This is a genomic window from endosymbiont of Ridgeia piscesae, assembly GCF_001443665.1.
In the GTDB taxonomy this organism is placed as follows: domain Bacteria; phylum Pseudomonadota; class Gammaproteobacteria; order Chromatiales; family Chromatiaceae; genus Endoriftia; species Endoriftia persephonae.
Genome location: NZ_KQ557146.1, coordinates 1 through 22,075 on the forward strand (window position 1 = coordinate 1; position 22,075 = coordinate 22,075).

Genomic DNA, 22,075 nt, shown 5'->3' on the forward strand with positions numbered 1-22,075 from the left:
CGCACTTCGCTGATTAAGAGTTTCTTCCGCATGTCAGATACAAAGTATATTTTGGCAAGTTCAAAAATAGACTGCCAATACTTTCGGAACGATTAATACTTGCCGCCCATTTCCACCATCGGACCGGTGGCGATCTCTGCCGGGGCGACATAGATCTCAAACGGCTGTTTGCCCAGCGAGGCCTGCATCGCGAACAGTCCGGCGATGGCCAACGGCGGCATCTCGATCGCCCCCCAGGTCGCCATGCCGCCCGCCTGCTGGGCAGCGATAATCTCCACCAGGTTAGTGGTGCCGAAGTGGTAGGCAACACCGAAGATCACGATCACGAAAGGGATGTCGTAGGCGAGCATCGCAGTCAGCGCTCTGGCGATGCCGATGGAGCCGTTAGGGTTGGCGCACTGCCCTACCCCCAGCGCTAGCCCCAGAGAGGGGATCATCATCAGATAGACCAGGGTGATGATGCCACCCTTGGCGGCAATGCCCTCCATGCCCGGCACTGGCAGCAGGGTCTCGGCGGCGATGTACCCCCCCACCGCCATGATGATACCGATGTCATGGATCAGACCATGGGAAACCTGGGTCGCCTTGCTGTGCAGTTTGACAATGTCATACAGCGGCTGCAGTAGTGGTGGACCGACCCGGCGCTGCAGTTTGGCCGCGATACGACGCATCATCAGCACCATCCCCATACCGGCCAGGAAGGCGATCAACGGCATCAGCAGCAGTTCGAGCAACAGTTCCAGTGTCGTCATCAGATCACCACCCAGGCCAGCAACACGACGGTTGTCATCAGCAGATAGAGCTCGGCCGGTGCCCGCCGGTAGATGCCCTGCATACCCAATGAGAGGAATTCGACGAACGAAACCAAGGCCCGCTCCAGCCATATAAAACCCTGCCGGTACCAAGGGCCGATCAGGTGCATCAGGCCGGCGTAGAAGTTGTCGCTGTACTGGTAGCGCACATCGGCGGAGAGAAAGTGGCCGCCAGCGTAGTTATCGAGCTGATGCACCCTCTTGCTGGGACCAGCGGAGTAGAAGATCAGCGCACCGATACCGAAACCGGCAAACAAGACCCCGCTCACCCAGATCATATCCAGGGAGCCGCTGACCGACTCCACCCCGCCCAGGGTGTAGCTGGGCACCGGCAGCCCCACCGCCTGCTGCACCGCGGCAACCCAGGTCAGTGGGATACCCGGCAGCAGCCCGCTGGCAAAAATAATCACGCAGAGGATCAGCATCGGCGCCAACATGCTCCAAGGGGCCTCTCGAACTTGCTCGTGCTCCACCCGCAACTGGCCGAGGAACATATTGTGAATCAGCTTGTAGACCGAGAGGATAGTGCCCAGAGTGCCTATCACCGTGGCAACAAAGAGCAGCGGCATCCCCTCATTCAACAACGAACGGTAAACCAACCACTTGGAGACAAAACCGTTCATCGGCGGCAGACCCGCCAGACCGATGATGCCGATCAGCAGGGTGAGGAAGGAGAGCGGCATGCGTGTCACCAGTCCACCCAGTTGGTTCAGATCCGCACTACCTGTGCGATGCACCACCGCGGTCACTGCCAAAAACAGCGCCGCCTGACAGGTCGCATAGTTAAACACGTGCAGAAGACCACCGGCACTGCCCATGGCGTCCGCCACCACCAAGCCCAGCAGCATGTAACCGCCTTGTCCAATACCATGCCAGGCGAGCAACCGGCGCGCATCGTTCTGTTTCATCGCGGTAAAGGTGGGCAGGATAATGGTAAAGACGGCAATCCAGGCCAGCAGATCCCGCGCATCGATCATGCTGAGGGGGATCACAAGCGCCTCAACACGACTCATACCAATCAGTTTCACCAATACCAGCAGGATGGCAAACAGCCCCATGCGTGACGAGATCGCGCCGAGAAAGGCGGCACCCGGCCCAGGAGTCTCGGCATAGGCCGCTGCCTGCCAGAGATGGAACGGCAACAATCCCATCTTGATGCCGAAGCCCGCACAAAATAGCAGCAGCAACAGCCAGAGTTGGGCAGTCCCAAGAGTGGGCACGGCGGCCATCACCGCCTCGAATTGCAGCGATCCGGCCAGATTGAAGAGCAGAGCCAGGGCACCGAAGATCGCCATCGCTCCGACCATGGCGTAGGTGAGATACTTCATCGCGGCTTTAGTGGCCACACCACCGGCCATCGCCATCAACAGGAAACCGGCCCAACTCACCAGCTCCCAACCGATAAACAGGGAGAGCAGGTCACCGCTGGCCAGCAACACCAGCATCGTCAACACATTGAGCGCCATCGCTACATGGAACAACCAGAGGTTGCCAGCCTGACTGCGAAACCTCTCCCCCCATTCCCCAGCGGCAAACCAGCTGCTGAGGAACGCCGCACCGAGGGTGATAATGGCGAAATACCAGCTCAGGGCATCAAAGCGCCAGGAGAGGGTGTGCTCCATCACCTCCAACTGCCAGCCAAGCGCTACAGCGGCCCCACCATAGGCCAGCCCAGCCATCTTCAAAAGCCCCACCAGCTGACCGCCAAAGAGGATGGTCACGAACCAACCGCTGGCCCGGATACGGCCGAACAACAGGACCAGCAGCAGCGTGCCTGCGGAGAACAACAGCAGTTCATCGAGAGGTGTCAAGGTCATTGGCCAGCACCTCCCCGAGAAGGGAAAACATGCTTCACATAACCGCTCACATCACCCGCCTCACTGGCCACCTTTTTCAGCCCTTCAGCGAGGGGGGCGATCATCACCAGCGCGCTGATCAGCCCAGCAGCGAGCAGACTCGAGACCAGCAGACCCTGCCGTTCAGGCAACGGAGCCATCTTCGACACCTCTTCTGGCGAACGCTGCAACAGCGCCGCCGCCAACCGAAACAGATAACTCGCCTCCACCACCGTGGCCGAGAGAAAGACCAGCAATGCCATCATATAAAGTGGTTCGCTCTGCCCCGCCAGCCCGCTGATCAACAGCAGTTTGGCCCAAAAACCGGGCAACGGCGGCATACCCACCAACGAGAGCGAAAACAACACAAACAGTCCGGCCCCCAGCGGTGAGACGAAGCCTGCTCCACGCAACCGCTGCAGCGAGCCCCCCCAGCGCTCCGCCAGCATGAACAGCCCTGGTTTGATCAGCATATGGTGCAGCGTCAGGGCCAGGCCGGCATAGAGTCCACCGCCCGCGGGCAGGGAAAAGGCGATGAAGATCATGCCCAACTGCCCGATGGAGGAGTAGGCCAACATGCGCTTCAGGTCCTGTGCCCGCCAGGCCGCCAGCTCACCACTGATCACCCCAAGCATGCCCAGCAGCAGCATCACCTGCGCCGCCTCCGGCTGTGGAAACAGCAACACCAGCAGACGCACCACGATCAGCACCGCCAGCTTCGAGACCAGCCCCGCAAGAATCGCCGAGACTCGGGCGGGGGCCGTAGCATAGACCTCCGGCACCCAGCTGTTGACCGGAAACAGCTCCGCCTTCACGCCAACCCCGATAAGGATGGCGACAAAAGCGGCAAGCCCCAGGGGATTATTCAACTGCTCGGGAGCGAGCTGGGCCAGATGCGCCAGATTGAGAGTGCCGGTCTGGCTGTAGATCAGCGTTATCCCCACCAGAGTCAGCACTGATCCGATGCCACTAAGCAGCAGATAGCGGAAGGTCGCCGCATAGGCAGCACCAGTCGCCGACGCTGCTATCAGGCCAAACGAGGCCACCGCCACCAACTCGTAGAAGACATAGAGATTGAACAGGTCACCAGAAAGGGCCAAGCCAGTGGAGGCGGCCAGCAACAACAGCATCAACGACTGACGGCGCGGGGTCTCCCGATCGATCTTGAACGGCCAGAAGAGCAGCCCCATCAACTGGACCGCGGCAGCAAACAGCATCGCCAGTGGATCGACATAAAAATTGATGCCCAGGGGTGGTGCAAACCCACCGATGGCCAGGGAGAAGGTTTCACCCCCCGAAAGGGCCCAGACTTGCCACAGGGTCCAGAGTCCATAACCCAGCACGGCAGGACCGAGCCAGAGACCCAGGCCGAGCGCCATCCGCATCACCACCGGAAGCAGAAAGGCAGCCAACAGCGGCAGGGCGACAACAAGCACGATCTGGCTCATGCCTTGCTCTCCGGCAGTGGCTCCGGCGGTAGCAGAGGACGCCCTCCCGCCGGTTTTTCACGACTACCCAGCAGTGGCACAGCAGCACTGACGGCGATCGCTTCATCCATGCCAGCCGCCACTTCACTCCGCTCCAAGGTACCAAAACTGTGCCGGATCTTTACCAACAGGCTGACCGCCAGGGCCTGAATGCCGACCCCGATGACAATCGCAGTGAGCACCATCGCCTGGGGCACCGGATCGACCATCGATGCCGGGGCTTGCGCACCGCTCAGGATCGGCGCCACCGCATCCCAACGATAGCCGGCCAGCACCAGCAGCAGATTGGCGCCGGCCTCGGCGATCGCCAGCGCCAGCACCACACGAAACAGATGGCGGGAGAGCACCATGCCGGCGAGGCCGATGACGATCAGCCCCAAAGCGCCGCTATAGAGGATCAGATCGAGGCTCAGGTTATACATCACTCATCCGCCTCCGCCAGATGGGCCAGCAGCCCCGCCAACTCCGCCCCTACCTTCAACCCCACCGCCAGGTAGAGCAGCGGCAGGGTGCCGGCAGAGAGCAGTTCACCGAGCACACCACGCTCTAACATCGGTTGCAGGAACTCCCCCCCCTGCCAGAGCGCCCACAGCCCGATGAGAATAAAACCGGCCCCAGCGAGCCCCTCGATGAGACTGAGACCGGCATGATTCAACGAGCTACCGGGACGCGCCAGCAGCGGCAGAAAAAAGGCCGCGGCAAAGATCACCCCCCCCTGAAAACCGCCACCGGGAGTCAGATGGCCATGGAAGATAATGTAGAAACCCACCACCAATAGCAGCGGAAACAGCAGATCACCACCAGCGCGCAGGATGAAACCACCCTCCGGTTCCTTGCCAGCAGCAGTCCGACGTCGCCCCAATACCAGCCCGGCGGCAGCAGCCGAGGCGAAAAGGATTGAGAGTTCCCCCAGGGTATCTATGCCTCGGTAGCCAAGCACCACCGCAGTAACGATATTGGCAGTACCAACCTCTGCTGGCGCCTCATTCTGAATCAGACCACCGGCCACCATTGGAAGATTGCCGAAATCGAGTCCACCAACCAGCACAAACAAGAAAAATCCAAGGCCGCCAGCAAACAGCAGAGAGGCCAGGTTACGCATCATCATGGTCTCTCATCAGCAGGTTCCGGCCCGCCCGTTTTCCATCCAGCTGCCAGATCCCGAGCCGGCGCAGGCCAAGGGCCAGGATCAGGCTGCTCAGACCAGCCCCCACCGCAGCCTCGGTCATGGCTACATCAGGCGCCCGCAGCAGCACAAAGATCATCGTTACCGTCAGCGACACCACCGAGGCCGCCACCACCGCAGCGATATGACTTCTCAGCAGCAACACTGCGAGCGCAGATCCGAGCATCACCAGCACGATGAGCAGGGCGATCCAGACCTCCAGCGCGATCATTTTTCAACTCCCTCGCCACTCTTCTGCCAGGGCTTAACGCCCGCCACCAGCAACGCCCGCGCGATGGTTGAAGAACCGATGGGATTGGTCAGAAGGATGAATCCGGCAATCACCAGCAACTTGCTCCACCAATCGGGAAATAGCAACGCGATGCCGAGCAGGATCGACAGGGAACCCAGGGTCACCGCCTTAGTCCCCGCCTGGATGCGATTGTAGACATCCGGCATACGCAGCAGGCCCAATGCGCCAAGAAAGGTAAAGGCCGCGCCGATCAGGAGGAAAATGTCTGCCAACAGTCTCATGGCCGCCCCCCCTCGATGGCCCGGGCAATTGCCACCACGCCGACAAACGCCAGCGTGCCGTAGATCAACGCCACATCAAGATAGAGCACACTGCCAAACAGCGCCGCCAACATCAGCAACGCACTGGTGGTAATCACCGCCAGGGTATCTGCCGCAACGACCCGGTCCGGCGCTGCTGGACCGATTAGCAGACGCAGGAAGCTCAACACAACCGCCGCACCGATAAGGAATAACGCCAACTTCTCCAACACACTCAGTGTCATCGCAGAAAACCCTTCAGGTGACGTTCAAAGCCAGCCACGATCGCTTGCGTCGCACTCTCCAGGTCACAGCCCGGCAGTGCATCGATCCAATGCACCAGAATCCGTTCACCTCGCACATCTACCGACAGGGTGCCCGGTGTCAAGGTAATACTGTTGGCAAGTAATAACCGGCCCAGATCAGATTGGAGTTCGGTCTCCACCTCCACTAGTGCCGGCTGAATCGGCAATGCGGGTGACAGTACCCGACGCGCCACATCGAGATTGGCTTTGATCAGGGCGATAAAGAAATAGATGAGATAACGAAACAGATGGATGGGGGCGGTCACTTCCAGTCGCAGCCCCACCAGAAGCTGCAATCTTGGCCTCGCCGCCAAGGTTATCACCATGGCGACCAGCGCCCCGGTAACGACTTCAGCTGCGTCCAGGCTACCGACTAGCAACAGCCACAAGGCTAGCGCACTCAGGTAAGCGAAGAGGTAGTGTCCCAACGAAACCGGTCTATCTTCCACTGATGATCCGCAAACCTAATAGAGATGCCAGAACTCTGCCCACGATGGGCAATACTCCCAACCCATGCGACGCTCGAAGTATAGCCACTCTTTGAGATCCCGCCAGAGAAAATTCTGACCAAGCCGGATCACTCAACCCGCACTTGTTCTACATCAAAGTCATGCGCACTATCCAGCTCAGAAATCCTGCGGCATGTAGAAAAAGACAAAACGTCCCTGCTCGATGTCGATCTTGAGCTTGGCCCCATGATGGATGCCGTAGTCCACATAGCCCGGCACTGCCGCATCCTGATGGCACTCCGATGAATGCTGTGGCGATTCAAAATTCCGGTCCCGGTCGTACCAGGAGAGCAGCATGAACTCACCGAGCCGCGACTGCGCCTGAGCGTCGGCCAGCTTCATCCCCTCCAGATAATCAGGCAAGGCCGGATCGGGATTGAGTTCGACGACCTCGATTCCGTGCATCTCCGGCTCACGACGAACCATGCAGACCGCCGCCTCCTCACTCTCTCGATCAGACATAGATGTTTACCTTTGTAAGTTGGTCAGGCTTTTCCCGATCGCCTATACTACGCCCTTTGCACGCGGCAATAATGCCCCGTTAACCCAAACCGCGATCCGACCCCCGATGAACGGCGACCTGGAAAAGCTCCAACCCTACCCTTTCGAGAAGCTGGCGAAACTGAACAAGGGTGTGGAACCGCCGGTGGGACTCAGCCCCATCTCGCTCTCCATCGGCGAACCCAAGCACCCGACACCGGGGCTGATCACCGAAGAGGTGATCAGCCATCTGCACGGTCTTTCGGTCTACCCCGTCACCAAAGGCTCGGCATCGCTGCGCACCGCCATCGCCGCCTGGCTGGAACGTCGCTTCTCGCTGCCAGCGGAGAGCCTCAATCCATCCAGACATATCCTGCCGGTCAACGGCACCCGCGAGGCGCTGTTTGCGATCGCCCAGACAGTGGTCAACCGCCGCGGCTCGCCGTTGGTGCTGATGCCCAACCCTTTCTATCAGATCTACGAAGGGGCCGCCTATCTGGCCGGGGCCGAACCGATCTACCTCAACTGCAACGCAGCAAACGGCTTCATCCCCGACTTCGATGCGGTGGACGCCACCACCTGGGAACGCTGCCATCTGCTCTATCTCTGCTCACCCTCCAACCCCACCGGGGCGGTAATCGGCATCGAGACCCTGCAGAAGCTGATCCGACTGGCCAACAAATACGGTTTTGTGATCGCCGCCGACGAGTGCTACTCGGAAATCTATCTGGACGAGACCCAACCGCCGATGGGACTGCTGCAAGCCGCCGCGCAGATGGGCAACACCGATTACAAACGCTGCATTGTCTTCCACAGCCTGTCGAAACGTTCCAACGCACCGGGCCTGCGTTCTGGCTTCGTTGCCGGCGACGCCAAGATCATCGACGCATTCTTCCGCTACCGCACCTACCACGGCTGCGCCATGCCCCCCGCCACCCAGGCCGCCAGCATCAAGGCCTGGGGCGATGAGAAGCATGTCACGGAGAACCGCCGCCTCTATCGCGAGAAGTTCGATGCAGTGTTGCAGATCCTCGATGGCGTATTGGAGGTGGAGCGCCCGAAGGCGGGCTTCTACCTCTGGCCGAAGACCCCGATCCCCGATCCAGAGTTCACCCGCGGCCTGCTCGAACAGCAGAACGTGGCGGTGCTGCCAGGCAGCTATCTCTCCCGTGGCGAAGGCGACGAAAATCCCGGTCATAACCGGATTCGTATGGCGCTGGTGGCACCGCTCGACGAGTGCATCGACGCCGCCCACCGCATCAAACAGTTTGTAGAAAACCTTTAAACGAATAGCCATTCGGAGCTGACTTAATGAGCGATATCCAAACCATCATCACTGACGCCTTCGAGAAGCGTGCTGAGATCACCCCACGCAGCGCCGACACGCTAGTGCGCGACGCGGTGGCCGAGGCGATCAACCAGCTCGATCGGGGCGAGATCCGCGTCGCCGAGAGGCAGGATGGCGACTGGGTGGTTAACGACTGGGTGAAGAAGGCGGTGCTGCTCTCGTTCCGGCTCAACGACAACTACTTCCAGAAGGGTGGCTACACCAACTACTGGGACAAGGTCCCCTCTAAATACGCCGACCACAACTCCCGCGACTTCCGCGACTCCGGGGTGCGCGTAGTACCGCCCGCTTCGGTACGCAAGGGCGCCTATATCGCCCCCTCCTGCGTGCTGATGCCCTCCTACGTCAACATCGGCGCCTACGTCGATTCCGGCACCATGGTCGATACCTGGGCCACCGTCGGCTCCTGCGCGCAGATCGGCAAGAACGTGCACCTCTCCGGCGGCGTCGGCATCGGCGGCGTACTGGAGCCACTGCAGGCGGCCCCCACCATCATCGAAGACAACTGCTTCATCGGCGCCCGCTCCGAGATCGTCGAGGGGGTCATCGTCGAGCAGGGCGCGGTGATCTCGATGGGCGTCTACATCGGTCAGTCCACCAAGATCTACAATCGCCTCACCGGCGAGATCAGCTTCGGTCGGGTTCCCACCGGCGCGGTGGTGGTACCCGGCAGTCTGCCCTCAAAGGACGGCAGCCACAGCCTCTACTGCGCGGTGATCATCAAGCAGGTTGACGAGAAGACCCGCTCCAAGGTTGGCATCAACGAACTGCTGCGTGATATCTGATGGCTAACGCCATCCAATACCAAATTTTGAATTATCAATTCTAAATTCATAATTTATGGCGATCACGATATACGGCATCCCAAACTGCGACACCATGAAAAAGGCCCGCAAATGGCTCAACGATCATGGCATCGAATACCAGTTCCACGACTTCAAAAAGGCCGGGCTGGAACGGCAGCTACTGCTCGACTGGGTCGCTGAACTGGGCTGGGAGACGCTGCTCAACAAGCGCGGCATGATGTGGCGCAAGCTCGACGCTGAGACTAAGGCCAACATCGACCAGGCCAGCGCCATCGAGGTGATGCTGGCCACCCCATCGATCATCAAACGACCGGTGCTGGATACCAATGATGCCCGCTATGTGGGCTTTTCGGAGGCGAGTTACGCGGAGATCTTCGACTGATGTCCGAGACCCTCTCATTCGCCATCGAACTAATCGGCCGCCAGTCGGTCACCCCCACGGATGCCGGCTGTCAGGAGCTGATGATTGAGCGCCTGCAGGCCCTCGGCTTCCGCATCGAGCGGCTGCGTTTTGGCAATACTGACAACTTCTGGGCGCGGCGTGGCAACAACGGCCCGCTGTTCTGCCTTGCCGGCCACACCGATGTAGTGCCTGCCGGACCACGCGAGCAGTGGCACTCCGACCCGTTCCAACCGGAGATCCGCGACGGCCTGCTCTACGGCCGCGGCGCCGCTGACATGAAGGGCAGCCTGGCGGCGATGGTCACCGCCTGTGAGACCTTCATCGGCGAGCACCCCGATCATCAAGGCTCCATCGCCTTTCTCATCACCAGCGACGAAGAGGGTGACGCCAGCGATGGCACCATCCGGGTGGTGGAGACTCTGGAGGCGAGAGGGGAGAAGATCGACTGGTGCCTAGTGGGCGAGCCTTCCAGCAGCAAGCGGCTAGGCGATACGGTGAAAAACGGCCGGCGCGGCTCGATCAGCGGCTACCTAAAGGTGATCGGCAAACAGGGCCATGTCGCCTACCCGCAGCTGGCGAAAAATCCGCTACACGCCTTCGCCCCGGTGCTGGCGCAGCTCTGCGCCGAGGAGTGGGACCAGGGCAATGAGCACTTCCCTCCCACCAGCTTCCAGATCGCCAACCTCAACATGGGCACCGGCGCCACCAATGTCATCCCCGGCGAACTCAACGCCCAGTTCAACCTCCGCTTCTCCACTGAACTGGATGCGCTCCGCATTCAGCAGCGGGTGGAGGCGATACTGGACAAGGGCGAGTTCGGCTATGAGATCCGCTGGCAGCTCTCCGGCAACCCCTTCCTCACCCCCTCCGGGCCCTTGGTGGAGGCGGCTCAGGCGGCAATCCGCGAGGAGATGGGGTTCGACACCGAACTCTCCACCTCCGGCGGCACCTCCGACGGGCGCTTCATCGCCCCCACCGGTGCCCAGGTACTCGAACTGGGACCGCTCAACGCCACCATCCATCAGGTCAACGAGTGTGTCAGCGTCGATGATCTGGAGCATCTGGCCCGCATCTATACCGGGATACTTAAACAGTTGCTGCTGTAGGTTCTCACCCTACCCCTTCTAGACAAACCCACCATCAGAGAGTATAGATGCTCGATACCATCAAACGTTTTTTTGATACCCATCTGGCGCCCGGCTCCCAGGAGACAGCTCAGGATCCACAACACGCACTCCGACTGGCGGTTGCCGCGTTGCTGCTCGAGGTTGCGGAGTCCGACTACAGGCAACACGAGGAAGAGAAACGCGCCCTGCTCGACGCGGTAACAAACCATTTCGGCCTGGATACTAAGGAGGCGGATCAACTAGTCACACTCGCCAGGTCAGAACAGGCCGCATCGACGGACTATTTTCAGTTCACCCGTCTGATCAACCAGCACTACAGCCCAACGCAAAAGATAGCGCTGATCGAGGAGCTGTGGCAGGTGGCCTTTGCCGACGACGAACTGCACAAGTATGAAGAACATCTGATTCGCAGGCTGGCTGATCTGATCCATGTCGCTCATGGGGATTTCATCGCAGCCAAACACCGTGTTCTCAACTCGACCAAATGACCAGCCGAACCACGCCGAAGACCCAAAACGGCCTCCCTCCCCGGCAAACAGGCTTCTGCGCCATCTATCCCAAAACCACTCTGCGGTTTTGTGCATACCAGCAAGCAGTTAGAATGCCCCTCAATTGTTCTTGGAAAGCATCACAGGCAACTCAATGAAACACATCAAGAAGGTACTCTCCTACTCCATCGCCGGCAGTATCGGCCTAAGCGTGATCGCCAGCCTCAATGGCTGCAGCGACCAGGGAGCACCCCCCCCCGGCGGCTTTGGCTCACAGGCCGGCGCCGAGCAGGGGCAAAATGCCTTTATGGTGATCGAGCAGACCGGCGCCAATCCCGACAGCTACAAGCTGGTAGAGAAACATCCAACCACCGGCCCAAACCGCGCCATCCTACGCGATATGGATGGCAACGAGCGCTTCCTCTCCGAGGATGAACTGAAACAGATCGCCGAACAGGAGGCCGCCAAGGTCGAGGCGGGCACCTCTCGTCTCACCGAAGATCCCTCCATGCACTCCGGCGGCATGTCCCTGGGCGAGACCCTGCTGGCGACTGCGGCCGGCTCGCTGATCGGTGGCATGATCGCCAACAAGCTGATGAACAACAGTAACTTCCAGCGCAACCAGCAGCAGTATGGCGGCGGCCGCCCGACCAGTTCGATCTCGCAACCCTATAAGAAGACTGCCAGCAACAAGCAGCCCAAGAGTGGCTTCTTTGGCGGCAACAAATCGGCCCCCCGATCCTCCAGCAGCCGCTTTGGCTCCTTTGGAGGCTGAAGCGTGATCGATACCCTGGCAGTGAAGCCCCTCGACAAGGGCCTCATGGAAGAGATCGGCATGAGCTGGCATACCGATGAGGATGGCAGCGACTACATCGCCAGTGAACTGGTGCAGGTCAGCGAAGCGGAGGCGGAGGCCTACTACCAGGCCGCCAACACCCTCTACGATATGTATGTGGAGGCGGCCCAGCACGTCATCGACAATCAGCTCTACTATGAGCTAGGCATCCCCTCCAACCTGGTAGGGCTGATCGAAGAGAGCTGGGAGCGGGACGACTGGCACCTCTACGGTCGTTTCGACCTGGCCGGCGGGTTGGACGGCAAGCCGATCAAGCTGATCGAGTTCAACGCCGACACCCCCACCAGTCTGTTCGAGACCGCCATCATCCAGTGGGCGATGCTGAAAGCCAACGGCATGGATGAGGCGCGCCAGTTCAACAACCTACACGAGATGCTGCAGGGCAACTTCCAGCGCCTGATCAGCGGTGGCGACGCCAACTTCGACTTCGCCAGCGCCTACCAGGGCGAGAAGCTGCTCTTCTCCAGCATCCGCGACCTGCCGGAGGATGAGCGCACCACCCGCTACCTGCAGCAGGTCGCCCACGAGGCCGGTCTCTTCACCGACTTCTGCTACCTGGACGAAGCCGGTTTCATCAACAACGAAGGGGTCTTCAACAAAGACAAACAGCTGGCCGACTTCTGGTTCAAACTCTTCCCCTGGGAAGATATCGCCGAGCAGGAGCTGGAGCTGACCCGGATCCTGGAGAAGATTGCCAAACAGGGCCAGACTCGCTTCATCAACCCCGCCTACACCCTGCTGTTTCAGAGCAAGGGGATGATGAAGATCCTCTGCGACCTCTACCCCGACTCACCTTATCTGCTGAAGACCGCCTTCAAGCCGCTCAACGGTCTACCCCAGGTGGAGAAAAAGCTGTTCGGCCGGGAGGGCGCCAACATGGCAATCCTCGACGCCAACGGCCAGATCATTGAGCAGAGCGACGGCCCCTACGGCTTCCACAAGAGTATCTACCAGGAGTTTGTGGAGTTCCCCAAAGACAGCGCCGGACGACACTATCAGGCCGGCGTTTTCTACGTCTGGGAGGCCTGCGGGCTCGGCTTTCGCCGCGGTGGCGCGATCCTCGACAACATGAGCAAGTTTGTCGGCCATCTGATCAGCGAGCCCCTGCGGCTCCCCAGCGCCTGACCACCACCCCAGGAGCCGCTATGTTCACCGGTATCGTCCAAGGCACCGCCGAGCTGATCGAGATCAGCGAGAAGACCGATTTCCGCACCCATCAAGTGCGCCTGCCCGAGGCAATGCTGGCGGGGCTGGTGCCGGGCGCCTCGGTGGCGCACAACGGCTGCTGCCTCACTGTCACCGCGATCGACGGGGATATCGTCAGCTTCGACCTGATGCGCGAGACCCTGCGCCTGACCAACCTCGGCGAACTGCAACCCGGCGACCGGGCCAACGTAGAACGAGCCGCCCGTTTTGGCGACGATATCGGTGGCCACGCCATGTCCGGGCATATCATCTGCACTGCCGAAGTGGTGGCGGTGAAGCGCTCGGAGAACAACCGCAACATCCGTTTCCGCCTGCCCGAGGCCTTTGGCAAGTATCTATTTGCCAAGGGCTACATCGGTATCGACGGCATCAGCCTCACCATTGGCGAGGTCGATGGCAACGAATTTGATGTCAACCTGATCCCTGAGACCCTGCAACGCACCAATATTGGCTCGCGCCAGCCTGGAGACCGGATCAACATCGAGACCGACCCGCAGACCCAGGCGATTGTCGATACGGTGGAACGCATCCTGCCCGGCTATATCGAGGCGAAATAGGTTCGGGCAGGTGCCGATAACGGATTGCTTAGGGAGCCTCTGATTAAGTCTGGACGAAGTCGATTGTGATTCAGAATATTCAGATTCAAGACGCAAATCGCACGTAAAGCTATCGCTCCCTGCTCACGCACCTCCCCTACATCCCTGTCCGGGGATAGCTGACTATTGCGAACGACTGCCTGGATGCAGGAGGTAGAGTCACGCATGGAGCCGTTGCCGAGATTTGCAACGCAGAAACTGGATATTCTGGGCGCAAGATACGCGTTCATGACTTGATCAGAGGCTCCGTAGGTGCCAAGTGGCACTATTCAGTGGGCGGGCGCACCTCTGCCGCCTCACTCATGGCGTGGATTGCGCCCTCTAGGTCGGTCTGGTCAGGGTTCTCCTCACTCTGCTGATCAAGCATCTGGAACAGCTCATCCTGCTCCAGGATACGGTGAGCGCCATCCGGCTGCTGCAGATAAGCGGCCCATGGCACGAACTTGGTCAGTGGGAAGAGCTGCCCCTCGACTGGTGAGATGTCGATATGCAGTCCCGAGATCAGCATCAGCCGCCGACCTTTGTACTCCGTCTCTTTCAGCAGACTGCGGTAGGTGCGATCAAACTCCACTTGGGTATTGACCTTGGCAGCCGTCAGCATAGGTGACTTAGTTGCGAGCACCCAAGGCATCACTGGCAGCAGATTATGCTCCAGATGGCTGTGGCCCTCCTCCTTCCCACCACGGATCTGACGCTTGAAACTGTACCAGTCGGGCTGCAGGCGATCCCCCAGAGGAGTCGGTTCTGATCCGGTGCCGCTGATGTCGAGCAGACCCGCCAGCTCATCCGAGGCACGGAAGGTCTTGGAGGTACTGAACACCTTGAGCGGGTTCATCAGACCCGCGTCGTCCATCGTCACTAGGCGACTCAGATCAAGGTAGAGCCCCTCCTCACGAGACTCGTCCAGCAGTTGGTTGTCGATACTGATGCGCCACTCGCCCTCCTCCTTGAAGACGTGGATGTTGTCCCTGGCGAAGTCGTATTCGCGCTGGTACCAGTCGAGCACCCCGGCGATCTTGCCGCAGCTGGAGGAGCAGCTGTTGTCTTCGGTCTGCAGCCGCCGATAGTGGCCGTACTGCCGGCTCTCCGGATCGTAGCCCACATGGCTGGCATGGATGATGATCAGGTCCTTGCCGTGATGGGCGTGCGGGCCGTGACGGTCGGTGGCGACAATGCCGCCCACCAAGCCGTGGTTGAAGGGGAAGCTGTTGAAGTGCTTGGCGATCAGGATGATCGGATAGCCTTGGCTCTCATCCGAGCAGAAGGCCCGCGACGGCATGATCTTGCCATGCTCGAAGCCAAGGGAGCGGCACAGATTGTAGAGCTTTGGAACGAAGGTACTGTAGCGTAGCATCCGGCTTTCGATCCGATAGCTCGACATCGAGGCCATTGGGTTGCTGTTGCGATTGTACATACTCTTCCCTTATTGCGGCTGGCCACGCTGCACCGCAGCCCTCTATTGCGGAGCGACTATAATACGGCGATTTCACCGCCAATAGAAAACATCAGCGCGCCTTTTATCTTATTACCACATAAGGATTTTCCAATGATTTTAGCCTGCCTTTATGGTAGCGTTTCAGGCCATCCAAACGACCTGATTTTGGCGGCAGTTGTTTCAATCTTCTAGGGGGATTGTCAGCGTCGAGCTCAACCCAACCTACGATATCGACAAGAATCTGATCCCGCCCCAGCGACCGGCCTCCGGGAGGTCGTACCGATTTCACTCAGGAGAGCTTTGCCGACATGGGGCCACTCACCCAGTTACTGATCACGCCAGTTGTCACCGCAGCACTGATCGCACTGCTCCCTTCTGCACAGAGCCGCCTGATCCGTGGCGTCGCACTGGCCGGCTCCGGCCTCGCCCTGATCCTCTCCTGGTGGCTGCTCAGTGATTTCGACAGCAGCAGCGCCGCAATCCAGTTCAAGGAGGTTGTGCCCTGGAACCCACGCCTCGGCACCGCCTATGCGGTGGGGATCGATGGTATCGCACTGTCGATGTTGCTGCTGGCGACCCTGCTCTGCTTCGTCGCACTGCTTGCCTCCGCCAGCATCCAGAAACAGCAGAAGGGTTACTACCTGCTGGTGCTACTGTTGGAGTCGGCAATGCTCGGCGTTTTCATGGCCCAGGACTGGTCACTCTTCTACGTCTTCTGGGAGCTGACCCTGATCCCGCTGTTCTTTCTGATTGACCGCTGGGGCGGCAAAAACCGTCACGGCGCGGCGCTCAACTTCGTGCTCTACACCATGGGCGGCTCAGTCTTCATGCTGCTCAGCCTGCTGGTGCTATTCGACACCCTGCCCGGCCACTCCTTCGCCATGGATCAGATGAGCGCCGGCGCCAAACAGCTAACCGAACATAAACAGGTGCTGATCTTTCTCGGCTTTCTGGTCGGTTTCGGCGTCAAGATGCCGATCTTTCCGATCCACGGCTGGCTACCGCTGGCCCATGTGGAGGCCCCCAGCCCAATCAGTATCCTGCTCTCTGGAATCCTGTTGAAGATGGGCGCTTACGGCCTGATCCGCGCCGCCCAGATGCTACCCGAGGCGGTCATCACACTACAGGGAGTGCTGGTGGCACTGGCCCTGGTCAGCCTGATCTACGGCGGTCTGCTGGCCTGGCGCCAGTGGGATCTGAAAAAGATGATCGCCTATTCCTCGGTCGGCCACATGGGGGTAGTGCTGCTCGGCATCGCCACCCTCAACATCTCCGGGCTAACCGGCGCGGTGTTGCAGATGATGGCCCACGGCCTGGTGGCCGGCGCCTCCTTCCTACTGATCGGCCTGCTCTATGAGCGCACCCACACCCGCAACATCAACGACTACAGCTCGCTGCTGCGGATCACCCCACGCTTCGCCTTTTTCACCACCCTGGCGTTTGTCGCCGCGGTCGGCATCCCCGGCACCTTCGGCTTTGTCGCCGAGCTGCACGCCCTGATCGGCGGCTTCGAGCGTTGGGGCTGGCTGGTGGTGGTGCTGAGCCTGAGCATCATGATCAGTGCCGCTTACGCGATCCGCACTATCGGCCAGCTCTTCACCGGCCCCAGCCACAGCCAGATGCAAGAGATCGAGGACCTGCGTCCCACTGAGCTGGCCGCAGCCAGTATGTTGAGTCTGGGCATCCTACTACTGGGCATCTTTCCGGCGCCGGCGCTGCAGCTGGTCTCCGCCTCAGTTGAACAGCTGAGTGGGCTGTTCGCCGGCCACTTTTAAACGAGGAGAGTGAGCTTGTCTGTTGCCAGCCACGATCAGGAGCCAGGCGATATCCGCGACCGCTTGCAGCACGCCATCGAACACTTCGAGCATCTGCTGCCTGGCCAGGCGCCGATCAAAGACTTCGTCCACCACAACACCCTGCACGGCTTCCAGCACCTTCACTTTACCGAGGCACTGGCCGAGGCGGAATGCCTCACCGGCGCCCGCGGCTATCTGCCGGAGAAGCAGTTTCGCGAGTTTTACCGTGAAGGCCGCATCAACCGCGACGACCTCGAGGCAACCCTCGACGAGACCCCGGATCTCGCTGCCAACGCGCCACTGTTGCAGGATCAGACCATCCCCCTCAACCAGCGCGATCTGATCATCACCGCACTACTGCATCCGCTGAAGCCGGTGACCGCCTGCCAGCTCAACTGGCAGCTCGAGGAGCTGGATGCACTCCACCGCTTCCAGCCCGATGTGGAAGCGGCCAGCCGTGAGCGGCTGCTCAGCGCCGCTAATCAGCAGGACGAGGGGACCGCGATCAGTGATCTCTGGGCAGCCTGCCTGGAGATGCTGGGACTGCAGCACTTCATCATGCACCCGGAGGAGCTGGTCGATCTCTCCCCGGAACAGGCGGAGCAGATGCTCAGCGGGCTGAACCAGAGCAGCGAAGGCTATGACGACCTGCACATGCTGGTGCGCAAAGAGGTGGCCAAGGAGCTGGGAACACTGCTCGCCCAGGTTGGTCCTGAGATCACCCTGCGCGGCCTACTGCTCAAGCTCACCGGTCAGGACCTGCTGGAACAGATCCGGCCGATGTTGATCCGTTTCATCGCCAGCTTCCTCGATCAGGGACTCGCAGCCTGGCCGATTCCCAATCGCGAGCAGGGCTTCTACGCTACCTGGCGCACCAGCGTGGCAGTCTCACTGACCGGCTTCCTAGCCGATCTGATCGAGTGGCAAGATGAGATCGCACTGCTCGACGACGATCCTCTGGAAGTAGTCATCGCCGAGCTACGTCATATGGGCGTACCCGAGGCACACTGGGAGAGCTACCTAGAGCGACTCGCCCTGGAACTGCCGGGCTGGTCTGGCATGTTCTTCTGGCGCCACAACCACCCCGGTTACCAGGGCAGCGCCGAGGTACCGGTAGCAATGCTCGACTACCTGGCGGTGCGCCTGGTGCTGGAACGACTGTTCGCACAGAAGCTCTGCAACCAGCAGTGGCAGATCGCCCCCAACCTCGACCTGCTGCGCTGGTACTTCCGCCGCCGTCGCTCCGAGTTCATGGTGCGCTACACCCTCTACAATCGCCGCCTGCCGGAGTACCTCACCAACCGTGCGCAGCAGTTGGTGAGCCGCATCCCGATTGCCAGTGAAGAGCGCCCCATGTGGCGGCAACTGGCCGACATGATCTGGACTTGGCGGCAGAGCCCCGCCGCCGACCAGCCGGAGGGCTATTCCGTCTACCGCAGTGCCTGGCCCCTGTTCCGCCTCTGCCAGCACCTCGGCATCTGCGCTGACGAACTGCGTAGCATCGAGTGCGAACCGCTTGCATCGATCTTCGACACCCTGGCCCAGCTCACCCCGCATAAACGCGGTTACATCTGGCTGCAGGCCTACGAACGCCACTACCGCGAACAGATCTTCAACGCCATCGTCAATAATGAGGGACGCGGTCGCTGGAAGACGCGTGAGAACCGCCCGGCAGCACAGATCGTCTGGTGCATGGACGATCGCGAAGAGGGCATTCGCCGCCATCTCGAAGCGATCAATCCGCAGATCGAGACCCTAGGCACAGCCGCCCACTACAACGTGCCACACAATTGGCGCGGCCTCGACGACAGCGAGATCAGCGGTCTCTGTCCGGTGGTGATGGTGCCCACTCATGAGATCCGCGAACTGCCCAAGGTCGGTGAGGAGAAAAGCGCCAGGGAGCGCAGCAAGCAGCACAAACGCCGCCTTTGGCTGAAGGATTTGTTGTTTCAGGAGACCCGCCGCAATCTGCTCGGCTCCACCGCATTGATGACCTTGGCAGCCCCCGGCGCACTGGCAGTACTGGCCGCCAAGGTGGTGGCGCCATTGAAGTTGGGGCAACTTTCAGCGCGCCTGCGAGAACGCTATGAGACCCCGGTGACCACCGATCTCGCCCTCACCGCAGCGCCCGATGCCCCGGAGGGCAGTATCGAACAGAACCGTCTCGGCTTCTCCGACATCGAGCAGGCCGACCGGGCCGAGGCGTTCCTACAGAATCTCGGTCTGGTGGATGGCTTTTCGCGGCTGCCGATCATCATGGGCCACGGTTCCAGCAGCGAAAACAACCCGCACCGCGCCGCCTACGACTGCGGTGCCTGCAGCGGCCGCCACTCCGGACCGAATGCCCGTATCCAGGCCGCGATATGCAACCGTCCGGTGGTCCGCACACTACTGCGCGAGCGCGGCATCGATATCCCCGACGACTGCTGGTTCATCGGCGCCTTCCACAACACCTGCAACGAAAATATCGACTGGTTCGACCTCGACAAGGTACCGGAAAGCCATCGCCAGGAGCTGGCCAGTATCCAGCAGGATCTGCACCAGGCCTGCCAGCATTCGGCCCACGAGCGCTGCCGTAAGTTCTTCTCTGCTCCCAAGCATCCGGGGCTGAAACAGGCGCTGACCCACATCCAGGGACGCGCCAACGACTTCAGCCAGGCGCGTCCGGAGTTAGGCCACGCCACCAACGCCTGCGCCTTTATCGGCCGCCGATCGATCACCCAAGGGGTGTTCTGGGACCGGCGCGCCTTCCTCATCTCCTACGATCCAACCCGCGACCCGGACGGCAGCATCATTGAGCGTCTGCTGCTGGCCAACGGCCCGGTCGGCGCCGGCATCAGCCTGGAGTACTACTTCTCCACGGTCGACAACGAGCAGTATGGCTGCGGCTCCAAGGTGACCCACAACATCTCCGGCCTGTTCGGTGTGATGGAGGGTGCCAGCTCCGATCTGCGCACCGGCCTACCGCGGCAGATGATCGAGATCCACGAGGCAATGCGGCTGCAGGTGATCGTCGAACAGAGCACCGAGATGCTGACTGAGATCTATCTGCGCCAACCACCGCTGCAGGAGCTGGTGGGCAAGGGCTGGCTGCTGCTCAGCGCCAAAGATCCAGACAGCGAGCGCATCGATGTCTTTTATCCCGACAAGGGCTGGGTACGCTGGCAGGGCAAGCTGGAGCCACTACCCAGCGTAGAGTGCTCGGCTGACTGGTACAACGGCCAGATGGACCCACTCACGCCGGTGCTGCTGAAACAACCCGGAGCGACCGACCATGTATGAACTCGCCCACTCCCCCCTGTTCGCTCCACTGCATGGGCTAATCCCGATGATCCCGGTACTGCCGCTACTGGCGGCCGTCTGGATCGCCCTCTCCTACACCTTTGAGGGCAATCGTGGTGAGGTCGGCGAGCGACTCACAGCGCGGGTCGCACTACTGGCAGGCGCACTGTCACTGATCATCCTGCTGCTGGTCGACCTGTTGGCCCTGCTGATCGGCGAGGCGCCGGGCCAGATCCGGTTCGGCGAGTGGCTCAGCAGTGGCGACTATCATATCCGCATCAGCTTTACCCTGGATGCACTGGGGCTGTCAATGGCGACCCTGGTAGCCACTATCGCCCTGATCACGCTGCGTTTCTCGGTCAACTATCTACACCGCGAGGCGGGCTTCCAACGCTTTTTTATGGCGCTCTGCCTGTTCATGGCGGGTATGCTGCTAATCGTGATGGCAGGCAGTGCGGCACTGGCATTTGTCGGCTGGGAGCTGGCCGGTGTCGCCTCCTATCTGCTGATCGGTTACGCGTTGGACCGCCCCACCGCCACCACCAATGCTACCCGGGCGTTTGTCACCAACCGCATCGGCGATGCCGGTTTCGTGCTGGCGCTGTTTCTCGCACTGTTCTGGATCGGTGATCTAGAGTGGCCGGCAATCACCGGTGGCGTTACCGACATGAGCAGCCTCAGCGCCGGTCTGCTCGGCTCCGGCTTCCTGCTGGCGGCGCTGGTGAAGTCGGCCCAAGTACCCTTCTCACCCTGGATCAGCCGCGCCCTGGAAGGGCCGACCCCTTCCAGTGCGGTGTTCTACGGCTCACTGATGGTGCATGCTGGCGTCTATCTGCTGATCCGCCTGCAGCCAGTATTCGAGCAGACACCGCTGATGATGGTGGTGATACTGCTGTTTGGTCTGCTGACAGTGGCCTATGGTTACCTCTGCACACTGGTGCAGACCGATGTGAAGAGCACGCTGATGTTCTCCACCATCGCCCAGGTGGGACTGATGTTCGTCGAGTGCGGCCTGGGGCTATTCGAGCTGGCAGCCTGGCATCTGGCGATCCACGCCATCTGGCGCGCCTATCAGTTCCTGCTCTCGCCGGCCCACATGCACCTGATGTCACGCCCGACCCGACCGGCACCTGCCTGGCTGCGCAAGCGCCGCTGGCTGTTTACCGCAACCATCAACCGCTTTTGGCTCGATCCGGTCAGCGACTGGCTGTTGACCCATCCTACTCAGCAGCTAGCCCGAGACACCCAGGAGTTCGACGACCGGGTGATCGTACCACTGGTCGGCATGCCGGCCCGCGCCAATGCGATCAGCTCCCTGGCCCAATGGCAGGGGCGCAAGGGCCAACCGCTACCCTCCAGCGAGGGCGATGTGGGCCAAGGCATGGGGCTGGTCGGCAAGCTGATGGAGGGCATCGCCTCGATGCTGCACTGGTTTGAGGAGCACCTGGTGCTCAAAGGCGGTGGTGAGGGGCTGATCAACCTGATCGAGCGGCTCGGTTCCAGACTGTTGCGGATCGAAGAGCTGCTGGCCCAGCCCCGCTATCTGCTGTTGCTGATCATGGCGACCTTCGCGGTGATACTCTAAGG

At 60.6% G+C, this 22,075-nt stretch carries 22 protein-coding genes; 11 read left to right on the plus strand and 11 right to left on the minus strand.

Going from position 1 to position 22,075, the window contains the following annotated elements; translation table 11 throughout:
* Positions 1 to 92 precede the first annotated feature (92 nt).
* The 10 genes from Ga0074115_RS13385 to Ga0074115_RS13430 form a co-directional block, all read right to left on the minus strand.
* Positions 93 to 752: a respiratory chain complex I subunit 1 family protein gene (locus Ga0074115_RS13385; RefSeq protein WP_232433103.1), complete on the minus strand. Its 660-nt coding sequence runs from the start codon at positions 750 to 752 to the stop codon at positions 93 to 95.
* Positions 752 to 2,629 (minus strand): proton-conducting transporter transmembrane domain-containing protein, encoded by a 1,878-nt coding sequence (locus Ga0074115_RS13390; RefSeq protein ID WP_057957179.1) that lies wholly within the window; start codon positions 2,627 to 2,629, stop codon positions 752 to 754. The genes Ga0074115_RS13385 and Ga0074115_RS13390 overlap by 1 nt, the downstream gene beginning before the upstream one ends.
* A complete protein-coding gene (locus Ga0074115_RS13395; protein ID WP_060528612.1) occupies positions 2,626 to 4,095 on the minus strand; it encodes a complex I subunit 5 family protein in 1,470 nt (489 codons plus the stop codon). The genes Ga0074115_RS13390 and Ga0074115_RS13395 overlap by 4 nt, the downstream gene beginning before the upstream one ends.
* Positions 4,092 to 4,556, minus strand: coding sequence for a sodium:proton antiporter (locus Ga0074115_RS13400; protein ID WP_060528613.1), 465 nt, complete (start codon positions 4,554 to 4,556; stop codon positions 4,092 to 4,094). Before Ga0074115_RS13400 ends, Ga0074115_RS13395 begins: the two co-directional genes overlap by 4 nt.
* Positions 4,556 to 5,242, minus strand: a complete 687-nt coding sequence (locus tag Ga0074115_RS13405) for an MnhB domain-containing protein (RefSeq protein WP_057957180.1) — start codon at positions 5,240 to 5,242, stop codon at positions 4,556 to 4,558. The genes Ga0074115_RS13400 and Ga0074115_RS13405 overlap by 1 nt, the downstream gene beginning before the upstream one ends.
* Complete coding sequence (locus Ga0074115_RS13410; protein ID WP_005964001.1) at positions 5,229 to 5,531, minus strand: hydrogenase subunit MbhD domain-containing protein; 303 nt, start codon at positions 5,529 to 5,531, stop codon at positions 5,229 to 5,231. Before Ga0074115_RS13410 ends, Ga0074115_RS13405 begins: the two co-directional genes overlap by 14 nt.
* The gene (gene mnhG / locus Ga0074115_RS13415; protein WP_060528614.1) at positions 5,528 to 5,833 is read right to left on the minus strand and encodes a monovalent cation/H(+) antiporter subunit G; all 306 of its coding nucleotides are present in this window, start codon (positions 5,831 to 5,833) and stop codon (positions 5,528 to 5,530) included. The genes Ga0074115_RS13410 and mnhG overlap by 4 nt, the downstream gene beginning before the upstream one ends.
* Complete coding sequence (locus tag Ga0074115_RS13420) at positions 5,830 to 6,096, minus strand: monovalent cation/H+ antiporter complex subunit F (RefSeq protein ID WP_057957182.1); 267 nt, start codon at positions 6,094 to 6,096, stop codon at positions 5,830 to 5,832. Before Ga0074115_RS13420 ends, mnhG begins: the two co-directional genes overlap by 4 nt.
* The gene (locus Ga0074115_RS13425) at positions 6,093 to 6,605 is read right to left on the minus strand and encodes a Na+/H+ antiporter subunit E (RefSeq protein WP_060528615.1); all 513 of its coding nucleotides are present in this window, start codon (positions 6,603 to 6,605) and stop codon (positions 6,093 to 6,095) included. The genes Ga0074115_RS13420 and Ga0074115_RS13425 overlap by 4 nt, the downstream gene beginning before the upstream one ends.
* Positions 6,606 to 6,782: 177 nt before the next feature.
* On the minus strand, positions 6,783 to 7,127 hold the full coding sequence (locus tag Ga0074115_RS13430) for an AF1514 family protein (protein ID WP_060528616.1): 345 nt from the start codon (positions 7,125 to 7,127) through the stop codon (positions 6,783 to 6,785).
* 106 nt (positions 7,128 to 7,233) lie between these two features.
* Here Ga0074115_RS13430 and dapC point away from each other — a divergent pair, with 106 nt between their 5' ends.
* The 8 genes from dapC (at position 7,234) to Ga0074115_RS13470 (ending at position 13,936) form a co-directional block, all read left to right on the plus strand.
* Positions 7,234 to 8,430, plus strand: coding sequence for a succinyldiaminopimelate transaminase (gene dapC / locus Ga0074115_RS13435; protein WP_060528617.1), 1,197 nt, complete (start codon positions 7,234 to 7,236; stop codon positions 8,428 to 8,430).
* A gap of 26 nt (positions 8,431 to 8,456) precedes the next feature.
* The gene (dapD, locus tag Ga0074115_RS13440; protein ID WP_006474029.1) at positions 8,457 to 9,278 is read left to right on the plus strand and encodes a 2,3,4,5-tetrahydropyridine-2,6-dicarboxylate N-succinyltransferase; all 822 of its coding nucleotides are present in this window, start codon (positions 8,457 to 8,459) and stop codon (positions 9,276 to 9,278) included.
* 55 nt (positions 9,279 to 9,333) lie between these two features.
* Positions 9,334 to 9,681: an ArsC family reductase gene (locus tag Ga0074115_RS13445; protein ID WP_057956422.1), complete on the plus strand. Its 348-nt coding sequence runs from the start codon at positions 9,334 to 9,336 to the stop codon at positions 9,679 to 9,681.
* Positions 9,681 to 10,808: a succinyl-diaminopimelate desuccinylase gene (dapE, locus tag Ga0074115_RS13450; protein ID WP_057956421.1), complete on the plus strand. Its 1,128-nt coding sequence runs from the start codon at positions 9,681 to 9,683 to the stop codon at positions 10,806 to 10,808. Before Ga0074115_RS13445 ends, dapE begins: the two co-directional genes overlap by 1 nt.
* Before the next feature lie 47 nt (positions 10,809 to 10,855).
* Entirely contained in the window at positions 10,856 to 11,317 is a 462-nt protein-coding gene (locus Ga0074115_RS13455; protein ID WP_057956420.1) for a tellurite resistance TerB family protein, read from the plus strand.
* A gap of 154 nt (positions 11,318 to 11,471) precedes the next feature.
* Positions 11,472 to 12,092: a Cj0371 family chemotaxis-regulating polar lipoprotein gene (locus Ga0074115_RS13460; RefSeq protein WP_232433104.1), complete on the plus strand. Its 621-nt coding sequence runs from the start codon at positions 11,472 to 11,474 to the stop codon at positions 12,090 to 12,092.
* 3 nt (positions 12,093 to 12,095) lie between these two features.
* Positions 12,096 to 13,298 (plus strand): glutathionylspermidine synthase family protein, encoded by a 1,203-nt coding sequence (locus Ga0074115_RS13465; RefSeq protein WP_060528618.1) that lies wholly within the window; start codon positions 12,096 to 12,098, stop codon positions 13,296 to 13,298.
* 20 nt (positions 13,299 to 13,318) lie between these two features.
* Complete coding sequence (locus Ga0074115_RS13470) at positions 13,319 to 13,936, plus strand: riboflavin synthase (RefSeq protein ID WP_060528619.1); 618 nt, start codon at positions 13,319 to 13,321, stop codon at positions 13,934 to 13,936.
* 304 nt (positions 13,937 to 14,240) lie between these two features.
* On the opposite strand, the gene Ga0074115_RS13475 is transcribed toward Ga0074115_RS13470, so the two are convergent.
* On the minus strand, positions 14,241 to 15,389 hold the full coding sequence (locus Ga0074115_RS13475; RefSeq protein ID WP_057956417.1) for a hypothetical protein: 1,149 nt from the start codon (positions 15,387 to 15,389) through the stop codon (positions 14,241 to 14,243).
* 329 nt (positions 15,390 to 15,718) lie between these two features.
* Between Ga0074115_RS13475 and Ga0074115_RS13480 the strand changes: the two genes are divergently transcribed.
* From Ga0074115_RS13480 to Ga0074115_RS13490, 3 genes are read left to right on the plus strand one after another with little or no spacing between them, the layout of a single operon-like run.
* Entirely contained in the window at positions 15,719 to 17,185 is a 1,467-nt protein-coding gene (locus Ga0074115_RS13480) for a complex I subunit 4 family protein (RefSeq protein ID WP_057956416.1), read from the plus strand.
* A gap of 9 nt (positions 17,186 to 17,194) precedes the next feature.
* Positions 17,195 to 20,488, plus strand: a complete 3,294-nt coding sequence (locus tag Ga0074115_RS13485; protein WP_332311057.1) for a DUF2309 domain-containing protein — start codon at positions 17,195 to 17,197, stop codon at positions 20,486 to 20,488.
* Positions 20,481 to 22,073, plus strand: coding sequence for a proton-conducting transporter transmembrane domain-containing protein (locus Ga0074115_RS13490; protein WP_082626850.1), 1,593 nt, complete (start codon positions 20,481 to 20,483; stop codon positions 22,071 to 22,073). The genes Ga0074115_RS13485 and Ga0074115_RS13490 overlap by 8 nt, the downstream gene beginning before the upstream one ends.
* The last annotated feature ends 2 nt before the right edge of the window (positions 22,074 to 22,075 follow it).